Here is a 14,734-nt window from a genome sequence, read left to right as displayed (position 1 = left end):
GCTGGCCGGACTGCCGGACTCATGGTCCGGCCGCCACCCACCGGGCGGACCGTAGTTCGCGGTCCGCCCGGGACTCACAAGCTAACTACGTCTGAGAGCAACCATGGACTGGCTTAACACCATCATCCGCACGTTTTTCGACTTCGGCGCAATGGCCGAAGTCCTGCCCCAACTCCTCGGAGTGGGGCTACTCAACACGCTCATCATCTCCGTCGCTGCCACCGTCATCGGACTGGTCCTCGGAATGATCGTCGCAGTCATGGGCATCTCACCGTCCAAGTGGCTGCGGATCCCAGCCCGGATATATACGGATCTCTTCCGGGGCCTTCCAGCAATCCTCACAATCCTGCTGATCGGCCAGGGCTTCGCACGCTTCAGCCAGTCAATCTTTGGTCCTTCGCCGTACCCGCTGGGAATCATTGCCCTGAGCCTGATTGCCAGCGCGTACATCGGCGAAATCTTCCGCGCCGGGATCCAAAGCGTGGACAAGGGCCAAGGTGAGGCCTGCCGCGCGCTGGGCATGAGTTACGCAAAGTCCATGGCGTTGGTAGTAGTTCCGCAGGGCATCCGACGTGTCCTGCCCGCCCTCGTCAACCAGTTCATCGCCATCGTCAAGGATTCGTCCCTCGTCTACTTCCTGGGCCTACTTGTCAGCGAACGTGAGCTCTTCCGCGTGGGCCAGGACGCCGCCGTGCTGTCCGGAAACCTCTCCCCGCTGGTCCTGGCCGGCATCTTCTACCTTGTGATTACGGTCCCGCTGACACACCTGGTCAATTACTTCGACAACAGGTTCAGGACCGGCCGCCGCCGCCCGGCTGCCCCCAGCAGCGGCTTGAAAGAAGTCAAAGAACTCGACGCGGCCTCGCCGCTGATCACCGGGAGCAACACATGAGCCTCGCATCCAACACCGCGAACCCTGCCGCGTCTTCGAGCCACACCTTTCATGGCTCCAGCCTTGAACTGAAGAACCTCACAATGGCGTACGGGGACATCGAGGTGCTCCGCAACGTCAGCCTCACCGTGGCCCCCGGTACCACAACGTGCATCATCGGGCCGTCCGGCTCGGGCAAGTCGACACTGCTCCGCGGCGTCAACCGGCTCCACGAACCCAAGAGTGGCGACGTGCTTCTGGCCGGCGAAAGCGCCCTTAAGGTCAAACCGGACCTACTGCGAGCCCGCATTGGCATGGTGTTCCAGCATTTCAACCTCTTCCCGGACCACACTGCCCTCGAAAACGTGGCCTTGGCCCTTTGGAGTGTCAAGGGAATGTCCAAGGCCGAAGCGAGGGAGCGGGCCCGCCGCAGCCTCGCCGAAGTGGGTCTTGCTGAGCGGGCCGATCACCGCCCACGGGATCTCTCCGGCGGCCAGCAGCAGCGCGTCGCCATCGCGCGGGCGCTTGCCATGGAACCTGAAGTGATGCTGTTCGACGAAGCCACCAGTGCACTGGATCCTGAGCTGGTCAAGGGCGTGCTGAATCTCATGGCCGGGCTCGGAAAACGGGGCATGACCATGCTGGTGGTCACCCACGAGATGGGATTCGCGCGAAAGGTGGCCGACCAAGTGGTCTTCATGGACGAAGGTGAAGTGGTGGAGGTTGGCACGCCGGCCGAACTTTTCGACAACCCACGCAGCGAACGCCTGCAGCGATTCCTTTCGGAAGTCCTGTGATGGGCAAAGTAACCGCGGCCCCACTCCGGACCGCCGTCGTTGGTTTCGGCGTCTCAGGCAAGGTCTTCCACGCGCCGTTGATCGCCGCGGACCCGAACTACTCGCTGGACGTCATCGTGACGGCAGACCCGGTGCGTGCCGCCGAGGCCGCACGGCTCTACCCGCAGGCACGGATTGTGCCCTCCCCGGAGGCACTGTTCTCCCAGGCTTGGGACCTGGATCTGGTGGTGCTCGGCACGCCGCCGCTCACGCACCTGGAGCTGGGCGCCACGGCCATCGCCTGTGGACTCAACGTTGTTGTGGACAAGCCTTTCGTCATCACAGTCGCCCACGGTGAGGAGCTAATTGCCAGGGCGTCCGACGCCGGTGTGCAGCTGACGGTTTTCCAGAACCGCCGGTGGGACGCTGACTTCTTGACGCTCCGGAAGTTGCTGCAGGAAGGAGCACTCGGGGAGGTGCGCACCTTCGAGTCACGCTTTGAATGGTGGCGGCCGGAAGGCTTCGGTAACTGGCGTGATTCATCCACGCTGGCCCAGGGCGGCGGAATCCTCCATGACCTCGGTGCCCACCTGATCGACCAGGCCATCCAACTCTTCGGGCCGGTGGAGGTGAGCTACGGGGAGACGGCGAACAACGGCCGTTGTCCGCAAGCTGCCGATACCGAGGCCTTCGTGTCGCTACTGCATGAATCGGGCGTCAGGTCCCGTCTGTGGATGAACGGCCTCGCCGCCCAGTCAGGACCCCGGTTTCATCTCCTCGGTTCGAAGGCCGGTTACACGAAGTGGGGCCTGGACAGCCAGGAACCGGCGCTCGCAGCCGGCATGACGCCGTCGGATCCTGCCTATGGCGTGGATCCCCAGGAGTCTTGGGGGCTTCTGGGAGTGGATGGCACAGCCGTCCCCGTTCCGGCGGAAAAGGGTGATTATCCGCGCTTCTATACAGAACTCGCAGCTTCCCTTCGGGGCGAAGGGCAACCTCCCGTGAACCCCGCCGAAGTGCTGGAAACCCTCAAAATCATCGAAAGTATTCACGCCTTCGCGTAAGCAAAGTGCGTCGCAAGCATCAGGAAACTAAAGAAAGGGAGAACTATGTCCTCCACCGCTGCCAAGCAGGTCGCCATCATCGGAGGCGGCATCATGGGCGTCTCCACCGCCGTCCACCTTCTCCGCCAAGGCGCCTCCGTGACGCTGTTGACTGAGCAAGGTCTGGCCAGTGAAGCCACGGGCCGGTCACTTTCATGGCTCAACTCAGCCGGCGAACGGTCCACCCCCTATCATCAGCTGCGCGTTGCCGGCGTGGACAGGTACCGGACACTCTTCGCCGCCGACCCCCGCCGAGCCTGGCTCCAGTTCGGCGGAGGACTTATGTGGAACGCCGCCGGGCAGGTCGAGGTCACGGAAGCCCGCCACGCCTACGAGCAGTCAATTGGCTACGATTCCAAGCTGCTCGCGCCTGGGGAGATCGAGGCGGTCACGCCTGGCATCGACGCCAGCGCTGTTCCGGAGAAGGCAATCTTCAACCCCGGTGAGGGCTGGGTGAGCCTGCCGGACCTGGTGAACTTCCTGATGGAGGAATTCCACGCCCTTGGCGGCCAGCTAGTGCTCAATGCGGGCAAAGCCTCGGTGATGGTCGACGGCGGCCGGGCCACCGGCGTCCAGACTGCTGCCGGTGAGACGTACGGGGCAGACGCGGTCCTGGTTGCCTGCGGTGCCGCGACACCCGCCGTCGTGAAACCCCTCGGCGTAGAGATTCCCAACGGCTCCCCGGTCTCCATGCTCGTAATCACCAAGCCGGTGGAACACCAGGTAACAACGGTGATGAACACGCCGCGGGCGGCCGTGCGTCCCAACCCGGGCAACACCTTCGCCCTGGATCATGACTGGTACGAAGACCGCATCACCGAGCATGCCGACGGCTCCTTCAGCATCCCGGACGAAGTGGTCCAGGAGCTTGCTGACGAATCATCCAAACTGATCGCCGGCAATCCCGAGCTCAAGCCCGCGTCCTGGAAGATCGGTTACAAGCCCATCCCGGGCGACGGCGAACCCGTCTTCGGCGAGCTTGGCCAGGTGCCTGGCTGCTTCGTCGCCTTCACACACTCAGGTGCCACGCTGGGGCTGATCGCAGGCGAACTGCTCGCCTGGGAAATCATGACGGGAAACAAGCACCCGATGCTGGCCACGTTCCGTCCCGGCAGGTTCTCCCAGAACTGACGCATTCAGGGGTACGACGACGGCGGGTCACCCTTGGTTCCAATGGAACCTGGAGGCTGGCCCGCCGCTTTGTCCCGGAGTTGAACGCAATTTACAAAGGGTTAACCCGGCCGGTCTTGTGAGGTTGCCGACGCTGCCAAGAGACTTGATGTACAAGCTGAACAGATCAACAGATCGTTCGACCATACCCGTGGGAGCCCCTCGCAGCGATGCGTCCGGACGTTCGGTGGCGAAGACGTTGCCGGGCCGAACCCCACAAACCGGAAGGATTCACCATGGCCGGGAAGTTCGAAGTTTTCTTGGATTCAGAGTCACGATTCAGGTTCCGCCTCAAGGCCCCGGACGGTGCTGTGATGGCTGTGTCCGAAGCTTTTGAGGATAAGGCCGCAGTCGCCGCCGGGATTGCCGCCGTGCGCGAGTGCGCCGGAACCGGGTTGGTGACCGATCTCTGTTCGGCCACCAACGTTGTCCAGGCGGCCCCCGGGGTGGTCCCTGCCAAGGTCCAGCCGATCTGTGATGACCAGCGCGTGCCCGCAAACCGGGTGCACTCCTTCGTCAATGCCAAGGGATCGTACCGGCCGGCAACTTCGCCGCATTGGACCGGAGCAGCCTAGGGAACCGATGGCACGAAAGACACAAAAAAGTTTTGTGCCAGCGCGTAACCTTTGCAGGGCCTGCAGCGATTACCTTTATGAAGCGCCGGGCTGGAACCTGTCCCCCATCATGTTCCAGCCCGGCTCTTTTCTGCTTCGGCAGGTCGAACGGGTGGCAAGCTGGCGATACCGAGGATGGACACACAGTCTCGGCGGCCTGGGTTACTGCGGGGTAAAGTTAGTCGGGCAAGGGCATTCTGCGAAAGCGTCACACGCCCTAGACTGAGCAAGCAAAGTCCCTCCACCGAAAGCCTACGTCCGTGACCGATGCGCTGACTGACGACGTGTTGCGGGCTAATGCCGGCGATTCGGAATTCTTCAGCCTCGTGTACCGAACTTATGCGTCACAGGTCCTGGGCTATCTCACAGCCCGCGGTGTTGAAGATCCGGAGGCTGTTATGCAAGACGTCTTCCTCGCGGTCCTTCCCCGGCTGGAGACCGTCAGCGGCGGTGTGCAAGGCCTGCGCACGTTTATCTTCTCCGTAGCCCACGCCCGGATGGTGGACGACCACCGTCGGCAAAGCCGCGCCCCCGCCAAGCTGCCGTTCGATGCCGAACTGGACCTGCGCGAGGAATCATCTGCTGAGGCCGAAGCCCTCGAAAGGGTCTCGCCGTCGGAAGTTCTGGGCCTCCTTCAGGGCCTGCTTGATGAGCAGAAAGAGGTGCTTACGCTGCGCATCATTGGCGGCCTGACAGTCGACCAGGTCGCTGCTGTCATGGGGAAGAGCCCGGGGGCCGTTAAACAGCTCCAGCGAAGGGCCTTGAACAGGCTCCGCGAGGAAACCTCAGTGAAAGAATACGTGGCGCCATGACTTCTCAAGCCAGTCGTCTGCTGGACACCGTGGATGAAATGCTCCTCGACGCCGGCCAGGCGCAGGACACCAACCTGCGTGCCGCGCTGTTGTCCTTGGGAAGCCTCGCGTCCGTGCCGGCTCCTCCTCCCAACGCACAGCTTGCCGCCCTGTTGGGCTCCCGCCCGGATGAGCTGTCCTGGCGTCGCAGGCTGCGCCGGCACCGGACAACGATCGTCAGCCTGGCCGTTGTTGCCGGGATGGGACTCGGCGTCACGGGGGTGGCCGCCAGCGCGTCCGGCCCCGCGGAGAAGTCCAGCGTGTCCGTCCAGCACCTCCTGGAGAATTGGGCGCCCTCGTGGAGCCTGTCTGAACTGCCCTTGGCTGCCCCCGGCGCTGGGCTCCTCCCGAACGCGGAACCGGAACAGGCGGCGCCGGCAGGTCAGGACGCCGCGGCGGATTCCGGTGGGCCCGGCGGACACCAGGAGTCCCCGGCGAGCAAAGCTCCGGACCAGGCAACCCCTCCAGGCAAGTCTCCAGGGGTGCCCGGAAACACCGGCTCAGCCGACGGCGGCGCTGACGCCCACCATAGGCCTGCTACCGCAGCGGCAGGCACGGAGTCGGAAGGCACGGAGTCGGCAGGCACGGAGCCGGCAGCCACCGAGCCAAAGGTTCCGGGGCAACCCGGGACCCTGCCGGACACCACCGAAGCCGTGGCCACCAAGGAGGAAGCTGCCCGGCAGGCGCTGGAGAAATCAGCGAAGCTTATGTCCGGCGTCGTGCCCGAAAAGGCCGCGGCCGCAGAGCCGGGCGAGGAATCGGCGAAGAAGTCGGGGATCGCCACGAAAGCGGACCCCGGCGCTAAGTGGCTGAAGAAGTTCAGCCGCTAGCCCCCACGCCGCTTGGCCGAGTCCGTCATTCATTTCTTCGGAACAAGGCCTTTGCGTCTGCGGCGTAGGCTTGCCTCATGGGCCACACCAACGATCCTGCAGTTATTGAACGCCTAATGCGAAACAAAGGGCGGTGGGCCATTGTGGGCCTGACCACCAATGAGTGGCGGGCTGCCTACGATACGTCGCTGTTTATCCGGGACGGGCTCGGCATGGAGATCATCCCCGTGAACCTGCCCGGAGACGCTGTGCATGGCGAACCCGGCTACCGCACCCTGCGCGACATTCCGCCGGAAAAGCAACCTATCGACGTCGTTGATTGCTTTGTGAATTCACAGAAGGTCGGTGCCGTGGTGGACGAGGCGATTGCCGTTGGCGCCAAGGCGGTGTGGCTGCAGCTGGGTGTCATTGACGAAGCCGCGGCGGAACGCGCCAAGGCGGCCGGCCTGGACGTGGTCATGAACGTTTGCCCTGCCCAACAAGCATGGAAGTACAACCTCTGACCCTGCCCGGGGCGGTCAGTTCTTGATCAGGTCCGGATAGTGCCGCTTGGTAACGTCCGGATGGGCGCGCATCCTGCCTTTGAGCATGTTCATGCCGAACGATGCGAGCATCGGGTTGGACGGGTCATCCGAAATTCCGCGCGCCTGAGCCTTCAGCTCCGGCGGCAGGGGAACGGGATCGATCACGGCATCCAACCGAGGCGACCAGAAGAACGGCACTGAATAACGGTCGACGCCGGGCGGCGGGGCCTGCACCCGGTGGATCGTTGCTGCGAGATAGCCCTCCGTGGCTACTTCCAGCATTTCGCCGAGGTTCACCACAAGTGCGCCCGGGAGGGGGTGCACGGGTACCCACTCGGTTGCGCCGGGCGGCAGGACTTCCAGACCGCCCACGCTGTCCTGCAGGAGGAGGGTGACGAACCCGTAGTCAGCGTGCGAGCCCACTCCCTGGTCACCGGCCGCTTCCACCACACCGCCCACATAGTGCACCAGCTTCCCCATCCACGCTGGTGTGCCTGCGAACGGTTCGTCGAAGTAGTCTTCCGGCAAGCTGAGCGAAACGGCGATGGCGCGCAGCAGTTCCATGCCAACCTCGGACATCAGGGCGGCCCACGCCATCGCGGCCGGTTCCAGCTCCGGCAAGGCCTCTGTAGGCCACATGTTGTGTCCCTGGAGCAGCCAGTAGGGCTGGTCCGCCGGATAGTCCGGGACGGGTTCGCGGTCCGGGGAGTAGTCGATCTGTTCTCGGGCGTCGGCACGGCCCTGGGTGACCTCTGTGCCCATCCGGGTATAGCCACGGAAATGCGGTGAGAGCCGGTTATCCAGCTTCATCCGTTCCTCCAGGGGGAGAGCGAAAAAGCGTTGGATCAGCTGAAGCAACTCCTCCGCCTGGCCCGGCGAGGCGCCATAGCCGGTGAGCTGGAAGAAGCCGACGTTGTGAGTGGCGTTCCGCAGCTCTTCGATAAATTCCGGACTAAAGGGACCGTAGGGTTGGCGTGCGGCGCTCAGGTCCAGAACCGGGATGGTCGCCTGGTCATGTGACATGCTCGCAGACTAGCACCGGGGGCGGACGCTTTGTAGGCTCACTGGATGGACCAAGCTGAACTCCGTGAAATCTGCCTGTCATTCCCGGGTTCGTACGAGGACTTCCCGTTCGGACCCGAAACCTCGGTGTTTAAGGTCCGGGCGCACGTTTCCGGCGGTGCCAGGCACGAGGCCAAGATGTTTGCGGCGTCCGCGATGGACCCGGACGACTGGTCCGTAAGCCTCAAATGCGAGCCCGCCCTGGCACAGCAGCTGCGCGCCGCCCATCCGGAAATCACGGGCGCGTGGCACATGAACAAGAACCATTGGAACGGGGTGCGCCTGGACGGGGCCCTCCCGGACTCCATGGTCAGGGACATGGTGGAGGATTCCTACGATCTGGTGGTGGCGTCACTGAGCCGCAAGCAACAGGAGCAGCTGGGATGGGCGCGGTTGACCGGGTCCCAGGGTTCGTCCGTTGACTAAGAAGCGGCTGGCCGCAGGCAGGCTTGATTACCCCGGTGTCGGCGCCACAGAGAATGGCCGTCCACCGGCGGGGTACCACTGCTTGGTCTCCCAGGCCTACCTTGGCGACGGTCTGGAAGTCTACCGCCGGGTGGCGCAGGGAATCCTGACTTGGGAGCTCCAGCGCCGGTCAGGGCTGCGCGTCCGGGCCGAATCCGACGTCGTCAAGCCCGGCACACGCGTGGTGAGCGGGTTCGGCGTCGGGCCTCTCCGCATCAACGCCCCCTGCGAAGTGGTATGGGTCAGGCGGCCGGTGCCGGGCGACGGCCCGCAGTCTGCGGGCTTCGGTTACGGAACGCTGCCCGGACATCCGGCGCGCGGCGAAGAGGCCTTTGAGGTGGAGATTGACGACACAGGGCGGGTGTTCCTGAAGATCACCGCTTTTAGTACGCCTTCCAACTGGTTCTACCGCGCCGGTGGCCTGGTGACCCGGGCGGCGCAGAGGCACGTCACTTCCCGATACATTGAAGGGGCACGCCAACTCGCCGCAGGTGAAAGCTGATCAGGAGAAGGTACATGCTGGACCAAGAGACCCTTGACCGACTATGGAAAATTCAGGATCCCGGGCTGTCCGAGCAGCGCTTCAGGGACGCCCTTGCCGATCCCGCCTACGACGCCGACGAAAAGGCCGAACTCGCCACGCAGTTGGGGCGGGCCATCGGCCTGCAAGGACGCTACGAGGAGGCGGATGCGCTGCTGGACTCGGTGGACGGAGACGAGCCCACGGTGGGAGTGCGGATCCTGCTGGAGCGCGGACGCATCCTCAACGCCAGCGGTCACGCCGCCATGGCTGTGCCCCTGTTCGAGCAGGCAGCCGAGCTGGGCGACCACCTGGGCGAGGAGTACCTCGCTGTGGATGCCTTGCATATGCTCGCGATCGCAGACGCAGCGCATGCCGAGCTCTGGACCAAGAGCGCCCTCGAATACGCCTCCACTGCCCACGACCCCCGCACCCGACGCTGGATGGTGGCGCTGCACAACAACCTGGGCTGGGCCCTGCACGGCGCCGGCCGGTTCACTGAGGCGCTCGTGCAGTTCCAGCTGGCCGAACAATGGGCCGAACGGACCGGAACACCGGCACAGCAGCAGTCTGCGCGCCAAGGGATTGAAACCTGCGAGCTCGCACTGGCTGCAGGCTGAGCAGGCCCTTTTGACGCCTCAAAACGGCTAGTGGGGAGCAATCGATACGATTGGTTCATGTGGATCGGCTGGATTGAATTCGACATCCTCCTGGGCGACGTCCAGAGCCTGAAGGAAAAACGCTCCCTCATCAGGCCGCTGCTGGCCGAGCTCAAGCGGCGCTTCGAAGTGTCAGTTGCCGAGGTGGGGGACCACGAGCAGTACCGGCGCTCGCAGGTAGGTGTGGGCCTGGTGGCAGCAGACCGGGCGCACCTCGTGGAGGTGCTCACCGCCGTCGAACGCTTTGTGGCCTATCGTCCGGAACTTGAACTCCTCAGCGCCCGGCAGCGGGAACTCCACAGCGAGGACTAACCTGCCATCGATTGCTCCATAAGCGCCCTTTTAACCCCTCAAAACGGCGCCTACGGAGCAATCGATGGAGGTTGTGGATAACTTCTGCGGCGGACCGCAGCATTCTGGTCTGATGAATCCATGAAGACCCCGCGCCTGCTACCCGACGAACTCCAGGGACGTCCGTTCACAGTCGCCGACGCGGCGCGCGCCGGGGTCTCGGACAAGCGGCTGCGGCACCGAACTCTGCATCGTCTGGGCAAGGGGATCCTGTCGGAAAGCCCGACGGCGGACCTCCCCTTGAGCATCAGGGTGCGGCCTTTCATCGAGGTCAACGTCCGATGCGCCGCATCGCACCTCACTGCGGCGGAACTGCTCGTGCTGCCGCGCCGCCAGCAGAAGGGAAAGCCGGATATGTTTCATGTCATCAGGCCCGAGGGAGAGGCCCACCTGAATCGGCCGCACGTCATTGTGCACCGAATGAAGCTTTTTAGCGACGAGGTCACCACAGTCGACGGGATCCCGGTTACCACTCCGGAGCGGACCTGGCTGGACATGGCGGAAATGCTGACCGTCGACGAGCTTGTGGCCATGGGGGACAGCTGCGTCCGGATGCCACGGCCGGAGTTCGAGGACAGGGACATGCCGCTGTGCAGTCTGGCTGACCTGCAACGGATGATCGATCGGCATAAGGGAAAGCGCGGCCTCCGCAAGGCGAAGGAAGCGATCAAACTGATCCGTGTGGGTTCCGATTCGCCGCAGGAGACACTCCTTCGGCTGGCCATGGTCAGGGCCGGGCTGCCGGAACCGGAATTGAATGTGCCAATCATCGGCGACGACGGTCTGAGGCACCATGACCCGGACCTTTCGTACCGGAAGTACCGGATCGGAATCGAGTACGACGGTGAGCACCACGGCGAGGCGGGGCAGGTCGTCCGGGACATCGCGCGTTCTGAAAGCTACGGGGCGTTGGGCTGGACGGAGGTCCGCATTTCGAAACGGCACATGTTGAACGACGCCAAGCCTGCGGTCGCCAAGATCCGCACGGCGTTGGTCCAGGCCGGGTGGCGCAAGGGCCGTTAAGCAACGATTGCCCCGCAACCGCCGTTTTGAGGGTTCAAAAGGGCGGCTACGGAGCAATCGATGGAGGGGCCCCACACCGTGAGGGTGGCGGTGGGGACTAGCCGAAGTACTTCGGCAGGGTGGCCTCGTGCGCTTCGCGGAGGGCGTCAAGCGACATGGTGTCCACGCCGTTGATCTCCAGTGCGTTGCTGTCCGCGTCCACTACGCCGATCCGCACGTGGGCGAAACCGCGGGCGGTGCACATGTCGGTGAACCGGACTTCCTCGGAGCGGGGCACGCCAACGACCGCGCGGCCCTGGGTTTCTGAGAACAGTGCCGTGAAGAGGTCCACGCCGTCGCGGTCCAGGACGTCCTGCAGGGCGATCCGGGCGCCTACGCCGTAGCGCAGTGAGGACTCAACGAGGGCTGCCGCGAGGCCGCCTTCGGAGAGGTCGTGCGCGGAGTCCACCATGCCGTCGCGGGATGCGTTGATCAGGATCTCACCCAGCGCGCGCTCGGCGGCGAGGTCAACCTTGGGCGGCAGCCCGCCGAGGTGGCCACGCAGGTTTGCCCACTCGGAGCCATCCAGCTCCGCTGCAGTCGTACCCAGCAGGTAGATGGCCTGGCCGTCCTCGCGCCAGCCCGACGGCGTGCGGCGGGCGACGTCGTCGAGCTTGCCCAGCACTGCCACCACGGGGGAGGGGTGGATCGGGGTGGTCCCGGTCTGGTTGTACAGCGAGACGTTGCCGCCAGTGACTGGGATGCCCAGCACCATGCAGGCGTCGGACAGGCCGCGGATGGACTCCGCGAGCTGCCACATGACATCCGGGTCCTCGGGGGAGCCGAAGTTCAGGCAGTCGCTGACGGCCATGGGCACGGCGCCGGAGGTGGCCACGTTGCGGTAGGCCTCGGCCAGGGCAAGCTGTGCACCGTGGTACGGGTCCAGGAAGGTGTAGCGGCCGTTGGCGTCGGTAGCCAGGGCAACGCCAAGGCCGGTTTCCTCGTCCACCCGGACCACGCCTGCATCATCCGGGAACGCCATGGCGGTGTTGCCGCCGACGTAGCGGTCGTACTGGTTGGTGATCCAGTCCTTGCTGCACATGTTCGGCGATGCCACGAGCTCAGTGACTGCGGCGGCCAGTTCTGTTGGAGTGGTGGGGCGGCCAGCATCCTGGACCGACCCGGTGAAGGTGTCGGACTGGAGGGCATCCTGCCACTCGGGGCGGGCGAACGGGCGGTCGTAGACCGGACCGTCGTGGGCCACGGTGCGCGGGTCGACGTCGACGATGACCTCGCCGTCCCAGGTGATGATCAGGCGGCCGGTGTCAGTCACCTCGCCCAGCCAGGAGTACTCCACGGCCCACTTGTCCATGACCGCTTCGAAGGCGGCGATGTTCTCGGGGGTGACTACGGCCATCATGCGTTCCTGCGACTCGGACATCAGGATCTCGCCCGGAGTCAGCGTGGGGTCGCGCAACAGGACGGAGGTCAGTTCAACTTCCATGCCGCCGTCGCCGTTGGAGGCGAGTTCCGACGTGGCGCAGGAAATGCCCGCGGCGCCGAGGTCCTGGATGCCCTCAACGAGGGAACCCTTGAACAGCTCCAGGCAGCACTCGATCAGCACCTTCTCGGCGAACGGGTCACCCACCTGGACAGCGGGGCGCTTGGAGGGCTTGGTGTCGTCGAAAGACTCGGAGGCCAGCACGGAGGCACCGCCGATGCCGTCGCCGCCGGTGCGTGCACCGAACAGGACCACTTTGTTGCCCTTGCCGGAGGCGTTGGCGAGGCGGATGTCCTCATGGCGCATGACGCCGACTGCAAGTGCGTTGACCAGTGGGTTGCCCTGGTACACGGAGTCGAACACCATTTCGCCGCCGATGTTGGGCAGGCCCAGGGAGTTGCCGTAGCCGCCGATACCGGCGACTGCGCCATGCATGACGCGCGCGGTGTCCGGGTGGTCGATGGCGCCGAACCGCAGCGGGTCCATGACAGCCACCGGGCGGGCGCCCATGGAGATGATGTCGCGGACGATGCCGCCAATGCCGGTTGCGGCACCCTGGTAGGGCTCCACGAACGACGGCGAGTTGTGGGACTCGATCTTGAACGTCACGGCCCAGCCGTCGCCCAGGTTGGTGACGCCGGCGTTTTCGCCGATGCCCACCAGCATGTCCTTCTTCATTTCCTCGGTCACCTTGTCGCCGAACTGGCGCAGGTGGTTCTTGGAGGATTTGTAGGAGCAGTGCTCGCTCCACATGACGGAGTACATGGCCAGTTCGGCGCCGGTCGGGCGGCGGCCGAGGACCTTCACGACTTCGTCGAACTCGTTCTGCTTCAGGCCCAATTCCGCCCAGGGAAGCTCGGTGTCCGGCGTCTTGGCGGCGTTCTCGACGGTGTCGATATTGAACTTCTTGGTGGTTTCCGTGGTCACTTGGCGCCTCCCACAATCTTGTTCAGGACGGAGGTGAAGAAACCGAGGCCGTCGGTGTCCGAGCCGCCGATGCCATCCAGGGACTCGGGGCCGAAACCGATCTCGACGGCGTGCTCGGGGTGCGGCATGAGGCCCACCACGTTGCCGGCGGCGTTGGAAATGCCGGCGATGTCGCGGCGCGAGCCGTTCGGGTTGAAGCCCACGTAGCGGAACACCACGCGGCCTTCGGCTTCGAGGGCGTCCAGGACTTTCTCGTCCGCGATGTACTGGCCGTCCTGGTTCTTCAGGGGCACGGTGATTTCCTGACCGGCCTCGTAGTCCAGGGTCCAGGCGGTGTTGCTGTTTTCAACCCGCAGGACCTGGTCCCGGCACATGAACTTCAGGTGGTCGTTCTTGATCATGGAGCCGGGCAGCAGGTGCGACTCGGTCAGGATCTGGAAGCCGTTGCAGATGCCCAGTACGGGCAGTTTGGCATCGGAGTTGGCGGCGTCGATGATCTTGGACATCAGCGGCGCGAAGCGGGCAATGGCACCGGCCCGCAGGTAGTCTCCGTAGGAGAATCCGCCGGGAATCACGACGGCGTCAACGTCGGCCAGGGCGGTGTCGGCGTGCCACAGCGGCACTGCAGTGCCGCCTGCCAGCCGGACTGCACGGGCGGCGTCGCGGTCATCGAGGGTGCCGGGGAAGGTGACGACGCCGATCCGGGCACCCGCGAGCCGGGGCTCAGCGGCGACGGCGACTGCCTCGCCGATCAGGGGAAGTTCAGTCATCTCAGGCCTCGACGACCTCGACGTTGACGACGTCTTCGATCACGGGGTTGGACAGCAGGGTCTCGGCTGCTTCGCGGGCCTGGGCCAGGATTGCGTCGGTCACCTCGCCGTCGACGGTCAGTTCAAAGCGCTTGCCCTGGCGGACAGAGCTAAAGCTGGTGAAGCCCAGCCGGGGAAGTGCACCCACGATGGCCTTCCCCTGCGGGTCCAGAATCTCGGGCTTGGGCATGACGTCAACAACGATCCGGGGCATCCGGCAACTCCTGTGCGTGAGCATTGGGTAAGGGCGCAGCGGAGTGGTGCCGTCTCACGCCGTTCCGCTGTGTTGAGGGGACCGTGCTTTTGGGCATGGCCTTTGAACGGTGTGGACGGGCGCTCCGCGAGCTTGCTAGCCCATTCTACCGGGCAGAGGGCCGCACTCTGTATTCGGCGGAACGACGGCGGCTCTGGCACTGCGCGCGGACCGTCACTAGGATTGCGGAATGGCTGAGAAATCGAAATCCGTGCTGTTGCCCGTGGTTGCCGTTGCCGTTTTCGCCGGGCTGGGCCGCATGGTCCTGCAGAAGATCAAAGCGGACAGGGCCGCCAGGGAATCCCGGGTGGCGGGCCCCGTCGACGAAAAGACCCGGCAGTGGATCAGCGAGGTCGTCCGGACACCGCGCCAGTAGGCGGTTCCTTGTGTGACACCAGTTTGCCAGTGGGCGGCTCCTCAGGGGGCCGCCTTTCTTGTGCCCGCCC

The 14,734-nt window shown here is 64.6% G+C and carries 18 protein-coding genes; 14 read left to right on the top strand and 4 right to left on the bottom strand.

Annotated features, from left to right (window positions below):
* Positions 1 to 103 precede the first annotated feature (103 nt).
* From ACLKOZ_RS09285 to ACLKOZ_RS09250, 8 genes are all read left to right on the top strand, one after another.
* Positions 104 to 892 carry an amino acid ABC transporter permease gene (locus ACLKOZ_RS09285; protein WP_436474549.1) on the top strand — a complete coding sequence of 263 codons (789 nt, stop codon included), beginning with the start codon at positions 104 to 106 and terminating at the stop codon, positions 890 to 892.
* Positions 889 to 1,668, top strand: a complete 780-nt coding sequence (locus tag ACLKOZ_RS09280; RefSeq protein WP_436474547.1) for an amino acid ABC transporter ATP-binding protein — start codon at positions 889 to 891, stop codon at positions 1,666 to 1,668. The genes ACLKOZ_RS09285 and ACLKOZ_RS09280 overlap by 4 nt, the downstream gene beginning before the upstream one ends.
* Positions 1,668 to 2,711 carry a Gfo/Idh/MocA family protein gene (locus ACLKOZ_RS09275; protein ID WP_436474545.1) on the top strand — a complete coding sequence of 348 codons (1,044 nt, stop codon included), beginning with the start codon at positions 1,668 to 1,670 and terminating at the stop codon, positions 2,709 to 2,711. The genes ACLKOZ_RS09280 and ACLKOZ_RS09275 overlap by 1 nt, the downstream gene beginning before the upstream one ends.
* A gap of 45 nt (positions 2,712 to 2,756) precedes the next feature.
* Positions 2,757 to 3,881 (top strand): NAD(P)/FAD-dependent oxidoreductase, encoded by a 1,125-nt coding sequence (locus tag ACLKOZ_RS09270; protein WP_436474543.1) that lies wholly within the window; start codon positions 2,757 to 2,759, stop codon positions 3,879 to 3,881.
* Between the two features lie 275 nt (positions 3,882 to 4,156).
* On the top strand, positions 4,157 to 4,495 hold the full coding sequence (locus ACLKOZ_RS09265; RefSeq protein WP_436474541.1) for a YegP family protein: 339 nt from the start codon (positions 4,157 to 4,159) through the stop codon (positions 4,493 to 4,495).
* Between the two features lie 299 nt (positions 4,496 to 4,794).
* Complete coding sequence (locus tag ACLKOZ_RS09260; RefSeq protein WP_436474539.1) at positions 4,795 to 5,346, top strand: RNA polymerase sigma factor; 552 nt, start codon at positions 4,795 to 4,797, stop codon at positions 5,344 to 5,346.
* Positions 5,343 to 6,215: a hypothetical protein gene (locus ACLKOZ_RS09255; RefSeq protein WP_436474537.1), complete on the top strand. Its 873-nt coding sequence runs from the start codon at positions 5,343 to 5,345 to the stop codon at positions 6,213 to 6,215. The genes ACLKOZ_RS09260 and ACLKOZ_RS09255 overlap by 4 nt, the downstream gene beginning before the upstream one ends.
* Before the next feature lie 77 nt (positions 6,216 to 6,292).
* The gene (locus ACLKOZ_RS09250; RefSeq protein ID WP_337346981.1) at positions 6,293 to 6,718 is read left to right on the top strand and encodes a CoA-binding protein; all 426 of its coding nucleotides are present in this window, start codon (positions 6,293 to 6,295) and stop codon (positions 6,716 to 6,718) included.
* Positions 6,719 to 6,733: 15 nt separating this feature from the next.
* Here ACLKOZ_RS09250 and ACLKOZ_RS09245 read toward each other — a convergent pair whose 3' ends face one another.
* Complete coding sequence (locus ACLKOZ_RS09245) at positions 6,734 to 7,762, bottom strand: isopenicillin N synthase family dioxygenase (RefSeq protein ID WP_436474535.1); 1,029 nt, start codon at positions 7,760 to 7,762, stop codon at positions 6,734 to 6,736.
* A gap of 45 nt (positions 7,763 to 7,807) precedes the next feature.
* Between ACLKOZ_RS09245 and ACLKOZ_RS09240 the strand changes: the two genes are divergently transcribed.
* From ACLKOZ_RS09240 to ACLKOZ_RS09220, 5 genes are all read left to right on the top strand, one after another.
* Positions 7,808 to 8,227, top strand: coding sequence for an MmcQ/YjbR family DNA-binding protein (locus ACLKOZ_RS09240; RefSeq protein WP_436474533.1), 420 nt, complete (start codon positions 7,808 to 7,810; stop codon positions 8,225 to 8,227).
* A complete protein-coding gene (locus ACLKOZ_RS09235; protein ID WP_436474531.1) occupies positions 8,220 to 8,768 on the top strand; it encodes a DUF1990 family protein in 549 nt (182 codons plus the stop codon). Before ACLKOZ_RS09240 ends, ACLKOZ_RS09235 begins: the two co-directional genes overlap by 8 nt.
* Before the next feature lie 14 nt (positions 8,769 to 8,782).
* On the top strand, positions 8,783 to 9,406 hold the full coding sequence (locus ACLKOZ_RS09230) for a hypothetical protein (RefSeq protein WP_436474529.1): 624 nt from the start codon (positions 8,783 to 8,785) through the stop codon (positions 9,404 to 9,406).
* Positions 9,407 to 9,463: 57 nt separating this feature from the next.
* Positions 9,464 to 9,757 (top strand): DUF503 domain-containing protein, encoded by a 294-nt coding sequence (locus tag ACLKOZ_RS09225; RefSeq protein WP_337346976.1) that lies wholly within the window; start codon positions 9,464 to 9,466, stop codon positions 9,755 to 9,757.
* Between the two features lie 120 nt (positions 9,758 to 9,877).
* Positions 9,878 to 10,819 carry a hypothetical protein gene (locus tag ACLKOZ_RS09220; RefSeq protein ID WP_436474527.1) on the top strand — a complete coding sequence of 314 codons (942 nt, stop codon included), beginning with the start codon at positions 9,878 to 9,880 and terminating at the stop codon, positions 10,817 to 10,819.
* A gap of 97 nt (positions 10,820 to 10,916) precedes the next feature.
* Here the strand turns inward: ACLKOZ_RS09220 and purL are convergent, their stop codons facing one another.
* From purL to purS, 3 genes are read right to left on the bottom strand one after another with little or no spacing between them, the layout of a single operon-like run.
* The gene (gene purL, locus ACLKOZ_RS09215; RefSeq protein WP_436474525.1) at positions 10,917 to 13,226 is read right to left on the bottom strand and encodes a phosphoribosylformylglycinamidine synthase subunit PurL; all 2,310 of its coding nucleotides are present in this window, start codon (positions 13,224 to 13,226) and stop codon (positions 10,917 to 10,919) included.
* Positions 13,223 to 13,996 carry a phosphoribosylformylglycinamidine synthase subunit PurQ gene (purQ, locus tag ACLKOZ_RS09210; RefSeq protein WP_436474523.1) on the bottom strand — a complete coding sequence of 258 codons (774 nt, stop codon included), beginning with the start codon at positions 13,994 to 13,996 and terminating at the stop codon, positions 13,223 to 13,225. Before purQ ends, purL begins: the two co-directional genes overlap by 4 nt.
* Before the next feature lies 1 nt (position 13,997).
* Positions 13,998 to 14,249 carry a phosphoribosylformylglycinamidine synthase subunit PurS gene (gene purS / locus ACLKOZ_RS09205; protein ID WP_056631212.1) on the bottom strand — a complete coding sequence of 84 codons (252 nt, stop codon included), beginning with the start codon at positions 14,247 to 14,249 and terminating at the stop codon, positions 13,998 to 14,000.
* Positions 14,250 to 14,478: 229 nt separating this feature from the next.
* Between purS and ACLKOZ_RS09200 the strand changes: the two genes are divergently transcribed.
* Entirely contained in the window at positions 14,479 to 14,664 is a 186-nt protein-coding gene (locus tag ACLKOZ_RS09200; protein ID WP_066287203.1) for a hypothetical protein, read from the top strand.
* Positions 14,665 to 14,734: the final 70 nt, after the last annotated feature.

The organism is Arthrobacter sp. R4 (genome assembly GCF_051365025.1).
In the GTDB taxonomy this organism is placed as follows: domain Bacteria; phylum Actinomycetota; class Actinomycetes; order Actinomycetales; family Micrococcaceae; genus Arthrobacter.
The sequence above is the reverse complement of the archived record's forward strand: the minus strand, read 5'-3'. Positions and strand labels throughout refer to the sequence as shown.